Below are 17,105 nucleotides of genomic sequence, written 5' to 3'. Positions count from 1 at the left end.
GAGGAGGTGTCGGCGGAGGCACGGCGGTGGGCGGATCTGCGTCGGCAGGTTGCCTACCGGTGCAAGCGGATCAACGCCGGCCACACGGTCGAGGCCGACCAGCGCTACGCCACCCGCGAGGCCCTCGGCCCGCACGCCGTGGCCCTGTTCTTCGCCTCCGACGCACCGACCGAGCCGCACGGCTATCTGCTGTACACCGCCTACCGGCTGTGGCTGGCCTCCCCGGAATCCGACGACCTGCCCCAGCTCTTGAACGAGCTGGGCGAGGTGGTCCGCGACAACATCGCCCGCGCCGCCTCCGCCGGGCGTCGGTGGCATCCGCTCGGCCCGGACGGATCGATGGTCAACGGCGGAGACATGAGCCTGCCCGCGCACGCCACCTACGTCGGCGTCGGCGTGAGCACCCTCGATTCCGACCAGGGGCGCTGGCACCAGGTCGCCCGCACGCTGCGGGATGGTTCGGGTGGTCGCTACCTGTCGGCCTTCGACCTCAAGGGCCAGTGCTACGCGCTGCTGACCGACGGCACCGCCCTGCACATCGACCGAGATCCTCACGCCCGCCTCGGCGTCGACGGGATCCGCTGCACCAAAACCCTGGATCCCGACCGGGTCCGCTACTACAACCCCCACGCCAACCTGACCGAACAGGGCGACGATGCCACCCGCGAGGTGTGGCGGCGGCTCGGCGCGCTGCACCACACCCTCACCGCCCACCTGCTCACCAGGCGGCCCGCGTGACCCACACTCTGAGCCTGGCCGACGCCGCGGATCTGAGCCGCGCACCGCTCGACGCCACCGCCGTGCTGGAACACCTGGTCCGCGAGGCCGACGCCGCCGCGGCGACGAGCATCGGGTTCCCCGGCGCCGTCGACCTCGACCAGAGCGACGTCATGGCCCGGCTGGGCACCCGGCTGTGGAACAACATCGGCGACCCCGCCGACACCAGCGGTGTCGCCCACACGCGAGTGCTGGAGCAGGCGGTCATCGCCTGGGTTGCCGACACCCTGGCCATGCCGGCCCAGGACCGGTGGGGCTACGTCACCACCGGCGGCACCGAAGGCAACCTGTCCGCCCTGCACGCCGCGCTGCGCCACCACCCCACCGCCCGCATCTTCTACTCCGCAGCTGCCCACTACTCCATCCCCAAGATCGCACGGATCCTCGGCGCGCCCGGGGTGCTCATCAAGGCCCACCCGGACGGGGAAATGGACTACCAGCATCTCGCCGAGCAGGTCCAACGACGCAGACGGTGGCCCGCCATCGTGGTCGCCACCGTCGGCACCACCATGACCGAAGCGGTGGACGACACCGGCCGTATCCGCGCCGTCCTCGACGAGCACGGCATTGGCGGGCACGTGCACGTCGACGCGGCGCTGTCCGGCATCCCCCTCGCCCTCGACGGGCGACTCCACCTGGATGACGCCCTTGGCATCGGCAGCATCGCGATCTCCGGTCACAAGTTCTTCGGCTTGCCGGTGCCGTGCGGGGTCGTGCTCGTCCGCGACAGCGTCCGCACCCACGGTGGCCGGGTCGCCTATACCGCCACCGCAGACACCACGATCACCGGCTCCCGTTGCGGCCTGGCCGCCGCGCTGCTGTGGCACGCCATCGCCATTCACGGCCGCGAAGGCCACCGCTGGCGCGCCCTCCAAGCCCGACGCCTCGCCGCCTACACCGTCGACCAGCTCACCGCCGCCGGCTGGCCCGCCTGGCGGCACCCCCACGCCTTCACCGTCGTCCTGCCCACCCCACCCGAACCCGTGCGCAAGAAATGGCTCCTCGCCTCCGACGGCGACACCAGCCACCTCATCTGCATGCCCGGCGTCACCCGCGGCCAGATCGACGCCTTCGTAGCCGACATCGCCGACATCGCACCACCAAGGCCGGTCCCACGCCCCCGTCCCGCCAGCGAACCGCACGCCCACGTCTACCCGCTCTGACCACGAGCTCAACACCGCCGATGGAGGCACTCGTCATGCCCACTGGCTACGTCTTCCACCCCGAATACCTGTGGCACGACACCGGCACCAGCGCCGGCCTGCTGCCCGCCGACCCGACCGCCGGTGTCCAACCCGCCGTGCACGTCGAGAACCCCGAGGCGAAGCGCCGCGTCCACGAGCTGATCCACGCCTGCGGGCTGCTGGGCGAGTTGATGATCATCGAGCCTCGACGGGCCACCGTCGCGGAACTGACGCGCGTGCACACCGCCGCCTACGTCCAGCACATCAAGACCCAGAGCGATCTACGCGGCGGCGGTGACGCCGGAGACGGGTTCTCTCCGGTCGGTCACGGTAGCTACGACATCGCTCGCCTCGCCGCTGGTGGGCTGATCGAGCTCGTCACCGCCGCTGTTCACGGGGACATCACCAACGGCTACGCCCTGGTCCGCCCGCCCGGTCACCACGCCACCGCCGGCCAGGGGATGGGTTTCTGCCTGTTCAATTCGCTCGCCGTGGCCGCCCGCCACGCCCAGGCCGAACTCGGGCTCGCCCGGGTCGCGGTCGTGGACTGGGACGCCCACCACGGCAACGGCACCCAGGCCATTTTCTACGACGACCCGAGCGTGCTCACCATCAGCCTGCACCAGGCCGGTTGTTTCCCACCCGACTCTGGGTGGACCCACGAGAACGGCACCGGCGACGGCACCGGCTACGCCCTCAACGTGCCCCTGCCACCGGGCAGCGGCCACGCCGCCTACCTCCTGGCCATGCACCAGGTGGTGCTGCCGGCGCTGGACCGCTTCGCCCCCGATCTGATCCTGCTCGCCAACGGCTTCGACGCGGGCGTGTTCGACCCCCTCGCCCGGCAGATGCTCACCGCCGCCTCGTACCGGGAGATGACCCGCCTGCTCGTCGGCTCCGCCGACCGGCTCTGCCACGGCCGGCTCATCGCCGCCCACGAAGGCGGCTACAGCCCCTTCTACACCCCGTACTGCGCTCTCGCGTTCCTCGAAGAACTCGCCGGCACCACCACCCACGTCACCGACCCCCTCGCGGCCGTCGTCGCCGGCTACGCCGCCGAACCCCTCACCCCCCAACAACAAGCCGTCATCAGCGAGGCCGCGCAACTCCTGCCCCGCATCCAGACCGCCGTCCCGTCCGCCTGAGAAACGACCACATCCCCGTGATGATCGCGAGCACGAAGGCTGTCGCCGCCACCACCGCGACCCTGCTCATCGCGGTGGCTGGGCTGACTATTCAACCCTCATCCACGTCTACGCTCGTGGCTGACCCGGACGCCGGGGCCGGCTGCGCCGTCCCAAACCCGGCACCACATTCCGGCTCGTCGGCGTCGTCGGCGGGGGTGCGGCTGCGTCCCGGCGGCCCGGCCCGTCCGGTGCTGCTGGACCTGGCCGCGCGGATCACCGCCACTGCCTGCGATGCCACACCCGGCCGGTTCAACGTGGTGCACCACCACCGATGGACCTACAACGCCAGTGGCGGCGTGAAGGAAGCCCAGGCGGTGCGCTGGTACGCCGCCGACGACTCCGGTGCGGAGTTGGCCACACGGTCACCGAGCCGGCAGGTGGCCCACGACTGGTGGCGACCGGGTGACCTCCGGATTCGCAACCTGACCAACGCCTACACGACGAGCGCCTGGCTGATCAGCGATGCTCAGCTCAACGGATGGGGAGACGACACCCCGGCCCTGCTGGATGGCCTCGCGGCGCTGGCACTCTGGTACAGCCCTGACCGGCAGCAGCGGGGCCTCGCGCTGCGGGTCCTCGCCGACGCCAGCGGCCTGACCGCGCACCCGGCGCTCGACCGGGCCGGACGCGTCGGTGTCGCTCTCGTCGCGACCAGCAGGCAAGGCCGAACCCGGCACCTACTGATCCTGGACCCCAGCACCGGACAGATCCTCGCCTACGAAACCGCGACGCTCACTCCGAGCGGATGGCGTTCGCAGGTATACGCCCTCCTGCTCACCCGCACCCACGCCTCCCGCCGCTGGTGGGAACCCGCCGCGAGCGCCAACGCCGCCCCTGCGCAACGGCAGGTGCATCCGCGCCATGCGCGCGTGTGGCTGATCCACCAAAACCCGCCCTGCCTCACCGACCGCACCGACCTGGAGTGAAGCAATGACACGGACACAAGCGGCGCGGTCGTCCGCGCCCCTACAGGAACTGCTCGACCCGGCCATCCGCCACGACCTGGACCGCATCCCGATCCAGCCCGGCCAACGCGTGCTGGAGATCGGTGCCGGCACCGGCGAGCTGACCGCCCATCTAGCTCGCCTCGTCGGTCCTAACGGGAGAGTAATCACAGTAGACGAGGACACCAGCTACCTCGCGCCGACCGCAATCATCGACGTCTATCAACGCGACCTCGACGGTGACGCCTTGCCCGGCGAGCTCGACACCATCGATGTCGTCATTGCACGGTGGCTTCACGGCCCGCTGGCCGATCCGGAGGGGGTGATCGGGCAGATGATTGGTCGGCTGCGGCCTGGCGGCTGGCTGATCCTGGCCGACCTCCCGTTCACCCCCGCCCGGGTGTTCCGCCCACGCTGCGAGGACGCTGCGGCGATGCTTCAACCAGACGGCCGGGACGCCGACCTGGTGCAGCATCTCGTGGCGAGGATCTACAGCCTCATTAACGGCAATGGGCGCGCCACCTGGCCGCACGACGTCACCGCGTTGCTTGTCGCCAATGGCGTGAACCCCGTGTGCATCCACCGAAGCGTCGAAACCTGGACGGGCGGCGGCCCCGGCTGCCGCGTCCTCGCCGATGCGGCGGAACACCTCCGGCCCCATCTGGTCAAACCCGAACTCAGCCACGCCGATCTCGACCGATTCATCAAACTCATGGCCGACCCGGCCGTGGTCCTCAGCTCCTACGAACGCAGGGCGATCCACGCCCGCAAGGCGGCCTGACCCGCAAGCGGGTCGGTGGCAAGCGCACAGAGACCCGGGCCGTGGAGAGGCTGTCACCTCTCTTCAGCCCGCACCGGTAGCCGCTACCCGAAGGTGGCTGCCCGGGGCCGGTCGCCGTTCTTGGTTAGGCGCGGCGGCTTCGTCCCACGGCTGGCGGCAGCGGGCATCCCCCGTCCCGCTGCCGCCAGCCCCTCAATCGGTCGGACACGGCCGTACCGCTTGCAGCGTCCAGGCGACCTCAGCAGCGTCGTGCTCGCTGCGGCGCGGCACGCCTCGAATGTGAACCCATGTTTGGACTCCGCAGCGCTGGAGCGCTCGGACCTTCACAAAGGAGTTGGCACATGACGGTGATCGCAACACGAGCGCCTGAGCCCCACCGGTTGCAGGACCGGGATGTGGCCGCCGCAATTGCCGCCGCCGAGCAGATGCTGGTTTCGCTCGGCGTTGACATCCAGGCAGAGCACCTGCGGCGAACGGCGGAACGAATGGTGCTGTCATATGGCGAGGTCCTGACGCCGGCGCCGTTCGAGGCGACAGACTTCGTCAACGATGCAAAGCATCAGGGGTTTGTCATCGTGCAGGATGTGGCGTTCGCTGCGATCTGCGCCCATCACCTGCTGCCATTCGTCGGGTCGGCGACTGTCGGATATCTTCCGGGCGCGCGGCTGTTGGGGCTGTCGAAGTTGGCGCGGCTGGTCGAACGCGCCACTCGCGGGTTGCAGGTCCAGGAGAACGTCACTCAGCAGATCGCCGACGGCCTGCAACGGGTCGTCCCGGACCACGGTGGCATCGGGGTGATTGTCGAAGCCGAGCACCTGTGCATGACCCTGCGGGGCGCGAAGGCCCGGGGGGCCTCAACGGTGACCTCGACCTGGCTGGGCGGGCTGGAGCGTGACGCCACATTGCGTTCCGAGTTTCTCAACCTGGCCGGGCGGAGGTGGCGGCCGTGAGCGCCCTCGCGCTGCCGCTGGTCACTCCGGTGCCCTCGCGCGTCGTCGTCATCGTCTCCGGTGGCATGGACAGCACGGTTCTGGCCTATGCCCTGCAGCGCGCCGGGTCGCGGGTAACGTTGCTGTCGTACGACTACGGGCAGCGGCACCGCCGCGAGCTGGACTTCGCTGTGCGAACCGCCGAGGCCCTGCGCGCGCCACACCTTATGGTCGACTTGACCGGCATCGGGGCAGTGCTGTCGGGCTCGGCGCTCACTGATGCCAGCGTCGATGTGCCGGATGGGCATTACACCGATGTGTCAATGCGCGCCACGGTGGTGCCGAACCGCAACGCAATCATGCTCGACGTGGCCGTGGCGCTCGCCGTGTCCGCCGGTGCGGACGCGGTGGCCTTCGGTGCTCACGCCGGTGACCATCCGATCTACCCCGACTGCCGTCCGGCCTTCCTCGCCTCGTTTGAGTCGACGGCGCGGATAGCGAACGAAGGATTCCTGCCAGCAGGGTTTCGTGTCGTCGCGCCGTTCATCGACTGGTCGAAGGCCGACATTGCCCGGCTCGGTGACGTCGTCGGTGTGCCCTTCGCGACCACCTGGTCCTGTTACAAGGGCGGGCAGCAGCACTGCGGCACGTGCGGCACCTGCGTTGAGCGGCGCGAGGCGTTCGACGTGGCCGGCGTGACGGACCCGACCGACTACGCCACCGCTTCGGAGGTGAGCTAGGTGCACCGCATCGGCAAACAGTTCCGCTTCGAGGCTGCGCACTCGCTGCCCGACCTGCCCGAGGGCCACCAGTGTTCCCGTGTCCACGGGCACAGCTACACCGTCGAGGTGCATCTCGTCTCCGACGGAGAGCTGCACCGGCCCGGCTTCGTCGTAGACTTCGCCGAACTCGCCCCGTTCGGCGCGCACGTCCGCGACCACTTCGACCACCGCGACCTCAACACCGTCCTGGACGCGCCGCCGACGAGCGAACACCTCGCCGCCTACTTCTACCACTGGTGCTGCGACCACCTGCGGCTACCTGAATCGGTGCGGGTCGAGAAAGTCCGGGTATCCGAAACCGCATCCACCTTCGCTGAGTACGGGCCGGTCCTGCCATGACCGCGCCGACCACGCCCGCCGTACCCCCGACCCCGACCGGTCCGCCGACGCTGCCGTTGTTCGTCGCGGAGACATTCGGCCCGACGTTGCAGGGTGAAGGGCCAAGCAGCGGCCAGCAGGCGCTGTTCTTGCGGCTGTCGCGCTGCAACCTGTCCTGTCCACGCTGCGACACCCCCTACACCTGGGATACCTCGCGGTTCGATCTGCGCGCGCACACCAGCCGGCGCACGGCCGAGGAGGTCGTCAGGTGGGTGTTGACGCAGCCTACGCGGCTACTCGTGATCACCGGCGGCGAGCCACTGTTGCAGCAGGACCGGCTGCTGGCCGTGGTGAAGGGGGTCACCGAGGCGGGGCGACGGGTGGAGATCGAGACCAACGGCACAGTTGTTCCCCTGCCGGATCTGCTGGCAACGACAGCCGCGTTCAACGTGTCTCCGAAGCTGAGCAGCTTCGCCGGGCCGCGGGACGGTCTTCGGCGACTCAACCCGGCCGCCCTGTCGGCGCTGGCGGCCTCCGGGCGGGCCGTGTTCAAGTTCGCCGTCACCTGCACGGCGGAGCTGGACGAGATCGTCCAGCTCCAGGCCCGGTTCGGGCTGGACCCGCTATGGGTGATGCCGGAGGGCACCACCAGCGATGCGGTCCTGACCGGGATGCGGGACCTCGCGGACGCGGTTCTGGCTAGGGGTTGGCACCTGAGCAGCCGCCTGCACGTGTTGCTGTGGGAGGACACCCGTGGCCGCTGAATCACCGGGCTCACGCCGGTCAGATGGGCTTGGACGGGGCCGTCGTTCCCGCCGCGACACGCCGCGCGTGTGGGGCAGCGGCCCTGTGATCGTCGGCGGCGGGATCGTTCCTGCCGTCCAAGCGAGCCCCACGATAGCGCAACGAGCCCGACCTGCGCAGCCCCGAGCGCACTCCCTCATGCCCTTCCTGGTGGACCTGCCGCATCTGGTCGCGGCGGCTCGGCTCGGTATGCGGCGTGCCGCCGCACCGGGCGCGGACGGCCTCACCTGGGCCGGCTACCGCAACGGGCTACGAGCGCGTCTCGGTGAGTTGTCCAACCGGCTGCGGGCAGGCACGTGGGAGCCGGGCCCGTTGCGGCATGTCGAGATCACCTCGTACACCGGCAAGGTGTTCCCGGCGGTGATCCCGACGGTGGAGGACCGCATCGTGCACCGGGCGATGCGCCGGGCGGTGGAGCCGATCCTCGAGCGCCACGTCTTGGCGGACTGGGTGTCGGCGTACCGGCCGCGCCGCAACCGGATCACCGCCCTGCGGCAAGCCGAGCAGCACTTGGCGGCCGGGCGGCAGTGGGTCGCCGATGTCGATGTGGCGGGTGCCTCGGCGGGTGGCAGCAGCGAACAGTTCGTGGACTGGCTCGCGGTTCACGTTGCTGACGGCTCGTTTCTGCGGCTGTTCCGCCGCGCCGTGGAGGCGTTGCCGACGCCGCTCGTGCCGGGAAGCGGCCTGTGGCCGGTGCTGTTTCACCTGCGCCTGTCCCGGGTTGACGCCCTGCTCGCTGACTGGCCGGTCGTGCGGTTCGCCGACAACTACCTGATCTTCGCGGCGGACGAGCCCGGCGCTGTCGCGGCGTTCGACGCCCTCACTGCCGCCCTCGCCACGGTGCAGATGCAGCCACATCCACGCAAGAGTCGCGTCCGGCCACCACACCAGGCCAACACCGAAGACCTCTTCCTCATCGACGGATGAAGGGAAACCTCCGATGACCATCACGCACGCAGGGCCGCCCGCAGCCGTTCGCACTGTGCGCTGGGTACACGTCCCTGCCGGTACCTGCCTCTACGGCGACGCCCGCAAACCCCGTCCTGTGCCCGCTCTCCTCGTCGCGCAGACGCCGCTCACCGACGCGCAGTGCGGTGTCGGCGGCACCGACCTGCCGGTCACCGGCATCAGCTACGACGACGCCGTCCGGCTCGCCGCCGAAGCAGACGGACGCCTGCCCACGTCGGTGGAGTGGGAATGGATCGCCGCCGGATCGAGTCGCCGCCTGTACCCGTGGGGCGACGAACCGTGGACCCCTGGCCGTGCCCTGCTCACCGGTGCCGGCCAGTCGCCACGTGCCCCACAGCCGGTCGGGCGGCACCCGGCAGGTGCCACACCGCAGGGTGTGCTGGATCTGGCGGGCAACGTCTGGGAATGGACCAGCAGCACCGCCATGGGCCAGGGAAAGATCATCCGGGGTGGCTCGTACGCCTCCCCGCCGCTGTATGCCCACACCACCTTTCTCAACGCGGCCCCGATGGAACGGCGCAGCCCTGGCATCTCCGTGAGGCCGGTGCGTACCCCATGAACCTTCGACACCCGCACCCGGCGAACCCCGCCAATGCCATCGCCCACATGGTTCCGGGCGCGCACAGCCGGGCAGAGCTGGTCATCGTCGGCTGCTCGGCGGAGAAGACGCCCACGCTCACGCCGCTGCCTGCCCTCGACCTCTACGACGGTGGTTGTGTGCCGCACCTGCGCGCCCGGGTCGGTCATCTGCCGCACCAGCGCAGCCGGGTCCGGTTCCTGTCCGCCGAGCATGGTCTCGTCACCGCTGATACCCACCTGCGCACCTACGACCGTCCCCTCGACCCCGCCCGCGCCACCGAGCTACGGCCGCGAGTCTGGGCACAGTTGCAAGCCGACCTGCACAGCGACCACATCCCCGACGACCTCCTCGTGGTCGCCGAACCCCTTTACCTGGTGCTGCTCGCCGACCTCCTCGCCGACCCCCATCGGCCTCGGATTCACTGGATCGCCGACCACGCGGACGGCTGGCCGCAGGCCGCCGCGATCCTCGACGAGTGGGGGTGGTGAGCGTGCCCGCCACCCTGAACGAGGCGCTCGCCGCCACCGCCAACGACCACCGCCATGTCACCACGGCCTTCACCGAGCGAACCGGCCTGGACTGGCACGCCCTGACGCCGCCGCAGCTCGGCGACAGAGCCCGCCTCAGCGTGATCATCCCCGCCTGCGACACCGCCTACAGCCTTCCGCCGGTCCTCGATGCGCTCAGCGAGCAACGCACCGCGGCGACCGTCGAGGTGATCGCGGTCGACGACGCGTCCACCGACGCCACCACCGAACTGCTCGCCGCGCATCCGCGCGTCGACCGGGCCGTCCGCCTGCACTCCCGCTCGGGGGCGGGAGCGGCCCGCAACGTCGGCGTTCACCTTGCCACTGGCGACACGATCGTGTTCCTCGACGCCGACATGGTCGTACGCGATCACGTCCTGGCCGACATCGCCGCCCGCGCTCGGCACGACACCGTCCTCGTCGGGTTCCGCCACAACATCCCGTACCTGCCCCACCCCGACGGCCACCCGGTCGTGCCTCCCGGCGAGCCCGACCTCGACGCGGATCACCGGGTGCGATGGACCCCACCGGCAGGCGTACCGATGTTCTACACCGGCCAGGTCTACCCGAAGGCGTTCGTCGGAAGGCCCCTGCAGGACACCCGCGAGTTCATCGACCTTGGCCACGGCCGCACGTACTACGACTGGGACCTGCCCCGCATGGTCGTCACCGCCCTCGTTGCCGCGCCTCGCCATGCGGTCCTTGACGTGGGCGGCTTTCACCCCGGTTTCGGCGCGATGGGCTGGGGCGCCGAAGACACCAACCTGGGAGCCGCCCTCATCAGTCACGGTTACCTCATCATCCCACTGCGGCAAGTCCGAGGCTGGCACATCGACCCACCCGATCCCGCCGCCGCGTGGAAGACAAAACTCACCGGCGCCGCACCCCGCATCGCCCTGCACCGGCAGCTCTGCGAGCAGCCCGCACCCACCGGCCGCGCCGCGGATCTGGCCGAGCGCGCCGACAAGCTCTTGCGGAAGGCAGTGACCCTGCGATGATGCGAACCTTCGCCGCCCACAGCGACCTCGTCCACGACCCCGCATCCGGGATGACCCACCGCGCACCCACCCCCATCGGCAGCGGCCGGATTACCCTCGCCCAGACCACCGTGACGGCCTGGCCAGTCGTCGCACCCAGCGACCTCGACCGCCCCATCCCGGACAGTGTCTGTTGGTCACCGATCGTTCGCTGCAACCTGCACTGCCCGCAGTGCCTCGATGACACGACCGTGCGCGAGGCCAACCTCTCTCAACGGCGGCGCGTCGCCCACATCCTCGCCGACACCGATGTCCTCGGGGTTGACATCTCCGGCGGTGAGCCGCTGCTGCTGCGAGACCTACCCGAGCTGCTGGACACCGTCCGCAGCGGAGGCCGCAGCGCTGTGTCCATCACCACCAACGGCTGGCACCTGGCCCGCCGAGCGGCCGAGTTGGCCGAGCACACCGACGCCATCCGGGTAAGCCTCGACGGCCCCGACCCTGGCCGCCACGACGCCATCCGGGGACCGCTCAGTTTCGACAGAGCCGTGAGAGGTATCCAAGCCGCCGTCGCGCTGCGCATCCCCGTGCAGATCCAGACCGTGCTCATGCGCCGCACCGCGGGCTACCTGCAAGAGATGGTCAACCTTGCCGCCAATCTCGGAGCCTGCGGGTTCAGCGCCCTGCAGATGCTACCCATCGGCGCCGGCACCGCCCTGCCCGACGAACTGCTTGGCGACGATGAGGCGATGAGGCTGTTCGCCGCGCTGGACGTTCCCGAGCGGCTCCACATGCGGCTGCGCACCCGCGACGTCGCCGGCAACTTCACCGTCATCCGCGCAGACGGCCGCGTCTGGCGCAACGACAGCACAGCCCTGAACATCGGCGGCCTGCACCCCCTACGCAGCGCCGCCGACCTCGCCCTCACCACCCGGGACGGCACCGCATGAACAGCCAAGTACCTCGACACTCACCAGTTCAGCCGCGCCAGTTCCGTCGCCAACGCATCCTCCGCATCCAACTCGACACCTACTATCGAGCGATCGAGGTACTGGCCGGCGAAGCCCGACGGCGGTACTCGCCAATCACCGCCACCATCGGTATCGCCAACGGCGGCCTCGCCCCAGCGCAAGGCGTCAGTGAACTTCTGCACGTCCCGACCTACCGGGTCAACGCCAAGCACAACCCCACCGATGCCACTTACAGCGAAGCAACCGGCGTCGTCACTTACGACCTCGACCCCCTCACCAGCCGACTGGCCGCGCACCGCCTCGACGGCACAGTCCTGGTCGTTGACGACATCTGCGGCACGGGCGCCACCTTCACCACCCTGCTACCCGAACTCACCGCATACCTCGGCCCAGAAGTCGCCCTGCGCACTGTCGCCTTGTGCCGCAACGGCGGAGGCGCGCTCGACCCGGACCTGTGGATCTGGACCGTCGACGACTGGGTCTCGTTCCCCTGGGAACAGCCACCCGCCGCCGACGCGCCGATCGAGGACCTGCCCATCCCGAGCCAGGTCCAGACCCCATGACCATCGCCTTCGTCCTCGCCTCCTGGCGACCTAACGTCCCAGCCGGCATGGAACGCGCGGTCATCGCGCACGCCGCCGGCCTCCAACAGATCCAAGCCAGGTCCGTGATCGTGACCGCCGACCCGGCCGCGCCATCGACCTACCACAACGTGCCCATCGAACGGCTACACAGCCTCGACGTGCAATTTCCCTGCGACGACGCCACCCTCCGCGCAGCCATCGACGCGTCTGCCGCGCCGATCTGCGCGGAACTGGAACGGCTCTTTCGGCGGCACCAGGTACGTGCCGTCGTCTACGTCGACGCCCTGTGGGGCCTCGGCCGGATCATGCCGACCCGCCCCCGCATCCGCAACATCCTCGCCGCGCACGTCGTCGGCCACGACGCGGACCTGCAACCGGCGCTGGCCCGCAATCCTGACGCCGTCATCGCCCCGTCAGCCACCGTGATGAGCGAGGCAGCAGCCCGCGGCTACGACAGCACCAGCTGGAGCGTCGTGCCGAACACCCTGCTCACCGCGCCGGAACCTCAATCCCGCAGCGACCGTCACCGGCTCTGGGCAAGAGGTCCCGTTCGCGTCCTCGCCCGCCTGGGACCGGAGAAAGGCGTCGCTGAACTACTCGACCCCATCCCTGTACTAGACCGTCCCATCGAGGTCGCGGTCGCCAACGCGCCCTTCGAGCTTGCCGCCGGCAGCCAAGAACAAATACGTCGTAGGTGCCGAGCCCTCGCCGCCACAACACCGGGCGTCACCCTCCTGCCCGGCCTCGCCTGGCACGAGGTCTCGGCCTGGCTCGCCGGGGCAAGCGTCGTGATCGTGCCGTCGCGGGCCGAGACATTCGGCCTCGTCGCACTGGAAGCCCTGGCCGCAAGTACCCCGGTAGTCGCCTACGACGTCGGGAACCTGCCTCACCTGATCGGCGAGGGCGGCATCATTGCGCCCTACCGGTCCGGCCCCGACGGCCTGTGGCGCGCCGCCCGGCACCTGCTGACCGACCCGGTAGGCTACGCCGCAGCATCACGGGCCGCGTACTACCGCTCGCGGGACTATTGGCCCGCCCTTGTCGCTAACCAACTCTTGAAGGTGGTGAGCTGATGGGCGGCTCCGTCCTGCCATCCGCACCCCAACCCTGCCCGCTCCTGCTCGTCGACGGACACAACCTGCTCTGGGGCGCCACCTTCGGCTTCCCCGCCGAAATCCGCTCCCGCGACAAGACCCGCCTACTCACCGGCGTCTTCGCGTTCTTCGCCCTACTCCGCGTGGCCATCCGCGAGGATTTCACCGACCAACCCGAGGTCATCGTCGTCTTCGACGGCCAGTACGGCGGCAGCGACCGCAAAGAACTTGACCCCACCTACAAGGCCCAACGGCCCACCGACGAAGCCGCACTGACCCCGATCCAATTCCTCCCGGACGTCAAGCGCGGCCTCGACCAGCACCGCATCGCCTGGACTGAACTCGACCACGCCGAGGCCGACGACGTCATCGCCACGCTCGTCCGCACCACCCCGCCGCCCCGCCCAATCGTGATCATGTCCCGCGACCGCGACTACTACCAACTCATCACCGACCGCGTCCGCGTCCTCAACACCAAAATGCGCCCCGGCAAGCGCTACATCGGCCCCGCCGACGTCTTCGCCCGCCATCACGTCACACCCGCACAATGGGTCGATTTCCGCGCACTCACCGGCGACCCCGCCGACAACATCCCCGGCATCCACGGCATCGGTGCCAAAACCGCCGCCACCCTCCTCGCCGACGGCATCACACTTGACGACCTGCCCAACACCGGACGGCTCGACACCGGACGGGGCCGCACCGTCCGTGAGCAACTCGACCTCGCCCGCAAATGGCGAGACATGATCCGCCTCAACCGCCACCTCGACGTCCCTATCGCCCCCACCTGCCAGCAGAGCCAACTCCTGCCGCCACCGGCCGACGTCGTTGAGAAACTCGGCCTGTGGTGACGCCAGCTCCCGTCCTGCTCACCGTCATGGCACACCCAGACGACGCCGAGCTCTGGGCAGGCGGCACCATCGCACGCCACGTCAGCGACGGAGGCACGGCCGTCATCGCCGTCCCACACCACGACGCAGTCCGCGACGCTGAGGCCACAGCCGGCGCACGCCTCCTCGGGGCCGATCTCTATTTCATGGACCAGATCTCCGTCTCAACCGCCGCCACTGTGCTCTTGGAAGTCCGTCCCGATGTGCTGATCACCCACCCGCCCAGCGACATCCACCCCGAACACCGCCAATGCGCCGAAACGGTCCTCCGCGCCCTACCCGATGTCGTCATCGGCACCGGCCACCCGCAACGGGCCTACCACAGTGATGGCTACAACAACCTCGATCAGAATGGCCGCTCACTCGACCTGCCCACCGTCATCGAGGTCAGCGCCCACTGGCCCACCAAGATTGACGCCCTTCGCGCACACACATCCCAGCCGATCCTCGATCACTTCGGCCCGATGGCCGAGGCCCTCGGAAGGCTCCACGGCCGCCGGATTAACTCTGCGTACGCGGAAGCATTCCGCCCGATGCCGATCCTCGGCCGGCTACCAGCAGCAACCCACCTTTGACTAGTGCCTATCTTGCCGACGCAGGCAGACCGGCAGCACCAGCGCTCGATGCGATTTCGTAGAGCGTCGGAATGAGGGCTCAGAGAGTTCGTCAAGCACGAAAAGGGCGATCGCCTGCGTGTGGTGGCGGCGGAATGCCGCCACCACACGCAGGGACATCGTCAGTTGCCTTGGGTCTTGTTGCCGTGGCGCTGATTCAGGATACGCACTGTGGTGCTCAGCTTGATCGGCGCGTCCTCAGGGCCGCGTAGGAACGGATGGATGTAGACCGGGCGGCGTAGGGTTCGGCCTGGCCCGTATGCCTGGTTTCGCCAGTGCCCGGTAACCCAGACGCGGCTGGTGTAGGTCCGGCTGCCGCCGGTTCCAGTGATCTTGGCCTCGTCGTCTCGTTGGCTGTAGGTACGGATGCGCACGATCCGTACGTCGGGCAACGGTCGCTGGGCGCGGGCGTACTTCTTGCGTATCGTCTTGTCGATCTCTGCCGGTACGTCCTCGGCCGCCCTCTGGGCGATGAGTAGCCAGGTGGCCAACAGTATCGCGGACCGGCCGTCCGGCGGGCTGTCGGCGGACTGATTGTGCCGTAACTGGAAGGTTCGCACGGGTACCAGCCAGCCCACCTCTTCGCGCAGGTGTTGTAGTGGTTGGTCCTCGAGACCACTACCGATGGCGCGGTAGACGACAGCCTCGATCACGTTGTCGCCTGTTGACCAGGAGACGGCGGTGATCCGATGTGTTGTCGCCGGGCGAGCCCAGAAGAGTAGCCCGTCGTCGCAGGGTGCGAGGTCTTTGCTGGTGGTGACCGCCGGCAGCTGCGAGGCGGCGTGCTCGGCCAGCTCGGTGAAACTCTCGTCGATCCAGTAGAGCCGGGCGCGGTCGAGACATTCTGCCAGATGGGTTCGCATGTGGCTGATGCGAAGAGTTGACGGTAGCTCATGGGGGCCGCGGTAGAACGACGCTAGCCGGTCACGGACTTTCGGGAGGTCGCGGGGACGCAGGTCGAGGTCTGGCCACGCGGTCGTGGTGAGCAGGACGCGGCCTGGTCGCCGCTGGCGCAGGAATGCCTGGTGGAGCTTGCTGGTCTCGGCGTGGGCGAAAGGGATGTCGTGCACGCGCATGCGTCGTACCGCGCGGTCGACCACCTTCATCGCGCGTCCGGCGTCGAGGTCTGCCATGCACGGTACGCAGGCAGCCCAGGTCTCACCCATGTCCTGCATCAGGCCGGCTTGGCTGCTGGTCGCCAGTACTCTGACGTTGCCGCCGATCAATGTCCACATCGGGTACTGGTCGCCGCAGAAGTCACAGGTCCGGTTGACCATGTCGAGCTGGCTGGTCGGAACGGGTACCGGCGGGTGCCCGTCATTGTCGCGGAACCGGGGGTGGATGTACTGGTCATCGAGGGTGTTGAGCGGAGTCAGGCAGGTGGCGCACGCCATTTCCTCACGAGGGCCGGTCACGCGCTCACCCCCCGCTGCTGGTGGAGGTCGCGCAGGCGCAGCCCGCGGCGGGCCTCGCTGGGCGGCATGGTCATGCCCGGGGTGTAGAGCACGTGCTGGTTCCGGCCGCCGCGCTTGGCGTGGTACATGGCGATGTCCGCGCGGTGCAGGGCCACGTCCTCCAGCGGGTCGTTGCTGTCGACCACGGCGAGGCCGATGCTGGCGGACAGTGCGACGGCGGCCGGGCCGGTGGCGGCCTGTACGTCGATCGGCGCGGCGACGGCGGCCAGCAGTGCATCGGCGATCTGGCTGATGCCGTGCTCGCGGACGGGGAAGACTGCGGCGAACTCGTCGCCCGAGTGCCGGGCGATCTCGCCGCCGTACACGCTGGCGACGTGAGCGAGCCGTTCGGCGATCTCGATCAGGACCTCGTCGCCGACGTCGTGTCCATGGTCGTCGTTGATGTCCTTGAACCCGTCGAGGTCGAGCAGGACGGCGACGACCGGCTGTCCGGGGAAGGTGGCCGCGAAGGCCGCGTACGCGGTGCGCAGGCCACGCCGGTTATAGAGACCGGTCAGCGGGTCGTGGGCCAGTTGCCAGGCGGCGTCGGCCAGCTCGTCGCGCAGCTGCGCGATGGCGGGTCGGGCGGCCAGGTAGCCCACGCCGAAGCCGACGCAGGCCCCGGCGAGGATGGTGACTGCCGTGTAGATGATGGCGGCCACCAGGATTGTGATGAACACTGGACTCCTCCAATGCGAGTTGGAGAACCCGGGACGCGTTCGTTTTCCAGGCGGTGCGT

The 17,105-nt window shown here is 69.3% G+C and carries 20 protein-coding genes; 18 read left to right on the top strand and 2 right to left on the bottom strand.

The window, feature by feature from the left end; genetic code table 11:
• The first annotated feature begins 6 nt into the window (after positions 1–6).
• The 18 genes from CLT75_RS27855 to CLT75_RS27770 all read left to right on the top strand — a co-directional run bounded on the left by CLT75_RS27855 (position 7) and on the right by CLT75_RS27770 (position 14,873).
• A complete protein-coding gene (locus CLT75_RS27855; protein WP_135243153.1) occupies positions 7–738 on the top strand; it encodes a hypothetical protein in 732 nt (243 codons plus the stop codon).
• Positions 735–1,940 (top strand): histidine decarboxylase, encoded by a 1,206-nt coding sequence (locus CLT75_RS27850; RefSeq protein ID WP_135243152.1) that lies wholly within the window; start codon positions 735–737, stop codon positions 1,938–1,940. Before CLT75_RS27855 ends, CLT75_RS27850 begins: the two co-directional genes overlap by 4 nt.
• Positions 1,941–1,975: 35 nt before the next feature.
• Entirely contained in the window at positions 1,976–3,106 is a 1,131-nt protein-coding gene (locus CLT75_RS27845; protein ID WP_135243151.1) for a class II histone deacetylase, read from the top strand.
• A gap of 20 nt (positions 3,107–3,126) precedes the next feature.
• Positions 3,127–4,074: a hypothetical protein gene (locus CLT75_RS27840; RefSeq protein WP_135243150.1), complete on the top strand. Its 948-nt coding sequence runs from the start codon at positions 3,127–3,129 to the stop codon at positions 4,072–4,074.
• 4 nt (positions 4,075–4,078) lie between these two features.
• Positions 4,079–4,873 carry a class I SAM-dependent methyltransferase gene (locus CLT75_RS27835; RefSeq protein ID WP_135243149.1) on the top strand — a complete coding sequence of 265 codons (795 nt, stop codon included), beginning with the start codon at positions 4,079–4,081 and terminating at the stop codon, positions 4,871–4,873.
• Between the two features lie 341 nt (positions 4,874–5,214).
• Positions 5,215–5,823 (top strand): GTP cyclohydrolase I, encoded by a 609-nt coding sequence (gene folE, locus CLT75_RS27830; RefSeq protein WP_135243148.1) that lies wholly within the window; start codon positions 5,215–5,217, stop codon positions 5,821–5,823.
• Positions 5,820–6,542, top strand: a complete 723-nt coding sequence (gene queC, locus CLT75_RS27825; RefSeq protein WP_421499640.1) for a 7-cyano-7-deazaguanine synthase QueC — start codon at positions 5,820–5,822, stop codon at positions 6,540–6,542. The genes folE and queC overlap by 4 nt, the downstream gene beginning before the upstream one ends.
• Positions 6,543–6,923: a 6-pyruvoyl trahydropterin synthase family protein gene (locus tag CLT75_RS27820; RefSeq protein WP_135243146.1), complete on the top strand. Its 381-nt coding sequence runs from the start codon at positions 6,543–6,545 to the stop codon at positions 6,921–6,923.
• Positions 6,920–7,666, top strand: a complete 747-nt coding sequence (locus CLT75_RS27815) for a 7-carboxy-7-deazaguanine synthase QueE (RefSeq protein WP_135243145.1) — start codon at positions 6,920–6,922, stop codon at positions 7,664–7,666. Before CLT75_RS27820 ends, CLT75_RS27815 begins: the two co-directional genes overlap by 4 nt.
• A gap of 85 nt (positions 7,667–7,751) precedes the next feature.
• Positions 7,752–8,633, top strand: a complete 882-nt coding sequence (locus CLT75_RS27810; RefSeq protein WP_421499639.1) for an RNA-directed DNA polymerase (Reverse transcriptase) — start codon at positions 7,752–7,754, stop codon at positions 8,631–8,633.
• 118 nt (positions 8,634–8,751) lie between these two features.
• Positions 8,752–9,234, top strand: coding sequence for a formylglycine-generating enzyme family protein (locus CLT75_RS27805; protein ID WP_421499638.1), 483 nt, complete (start codon positions 8,752–8,754; stop codon positions 9,232–9,234).
• Positions 9,231–9,743, top strand: a complete 513-nt coding sequence (locus tag CLT75_RS27800; RefSeq protein ID WP_421499637.1) for a DUF6884 domain-containing protein — start codon at positions 9,231–9,233, stop codon at positions 9,741–9,743. Before CLT75_RS27805 ends, CLT75_RS27800 begins: the two co-directional genes overlap by 4 nt.
• 2 nt (positions 9,744–9,745) lie before the next feature.
• A complete protein-coding gene (locus tag CLT75_RS27795; protein WP_421499636.1) occupies positions 9,746–10,780 on the top strand; it encodes a glycosyltransferase in 1,035 nt (344 codons plus the stop codon).
• Positions 10,780–11,709: a radical SAM protein gene (locus CLT75_RS27790; protein WP_421499635.1), complete on the top strand. Its 930-nt coding sequence runs from the start codon at positions 10,780–10,782 to the stop codon at positions 11,707–11,709. Before CLT75_RS27795 ends, CLT75_RS27790 begins: the two co-directional genes overlap by 1 nt.
• The gene (locus CLT75_RS27785; RefSeq protein ID WP_135243141.1) at positions 11,706–12,293 is read left to right on the top strand and encodes a phosphoribosyltransferase; all 588 of its coding nucleotides are present in this window, start codon (positions 11,706–11,708) and stop codon (positions 12,291–12,293) included. The genes CLT75_RS27790 and CLT75_RS27785 overlap by 4 nt, the downstream gene beginning before the upstream one ends.
• Positions 12,290–13,387: a glycosyltransferase family 4 protein gene (locus tag CLT75_RS27780; protein ID WP_135243140.1), complete on the top strand. Its 1,098-nt coding sequence runs from the start codon at positions 12,290–12,292 to the stop codon at positions 13,385–13,387. Before CLT75_RS27785 ends, CLT75_RS27780 begins: the two co-directional genes overlap by 4 nt.
• Positions 13,387–14,259: a 5'-3' exonuclease gene (locus CLT75_RS27775; protein WP_135243139.1), complete on the top strand. Its 873-nt coding sequence runs from the start codon at positions 13,387–13,389 to the stop codon at positions 14,257–14,259. The genes CLT75_RS27780 and CLT75_RS27775 overlap by 1 nt, the downstream gene beginning before the upstream one ends.
• Positions 14,253–14,873, top strand: coding sequence for a PIG-L deacetylase family protein (locus CLT75_RS27770; RefSeq protein ID WP_209310396.1), 621 nt, complete (start codon positions 14,253–14,255; stop codon positions 14,871–14,873). The genes CLT75_RS27775 and CLT75_RS27770 overlap by 7 nt, the downstream gene beginning before the upstream one ends.
• A 161-nt stretch (positions 14,874–15,034) precedes the next feature.
• Here CLT75_RS27770 and CLT75_RS27765 read toward each other — a convergent pair whose 3' ends face one another.
• Both CLT75_RS27765 and CLT75_RS27760 read right to left on the bottom strand, forming a co-directional pair.
• Positions 15,035–16,327 carry an AcrVA2 family anti-CRISPR protein gene (locus CLT75_RS27765; RefSeq protein ID WP_135243138.1) on the bottom strand — a complete coding sequence of 431 codons (1,293 nt, stop codon included), beginning with the start codon at positions 16,325–16,327 and terminating at the stop codon, positions 15,035–15,037.
• Positions 16,324–17,046: a GGDEF domain-containing protein gene (locus CLT75_RS27760; RefSeq protein WP_421499634.1), complete on the bottom strand. Its 723-nt coding sequence runs from the start codon at positions 17,044–17,046 to the stop codon at positions 16,324–16,326. The genes CLT75_RS27765 and CLT75_RS27760 overlap by 4 nt, the downstream gene beginning before the upstream one ends.
• Positions 17,047–17,105: the final 59 nt, after the last annotated feature.

It is taken from the genome of Micromonospora sp. CNZ285 (genome assembly GCF_004637285.1).
The sequence above is the reverse complement of the archived record's forward strand: the minus strand, read 5'-3'. Positions and strand labels throughout refer to the sequence as shown.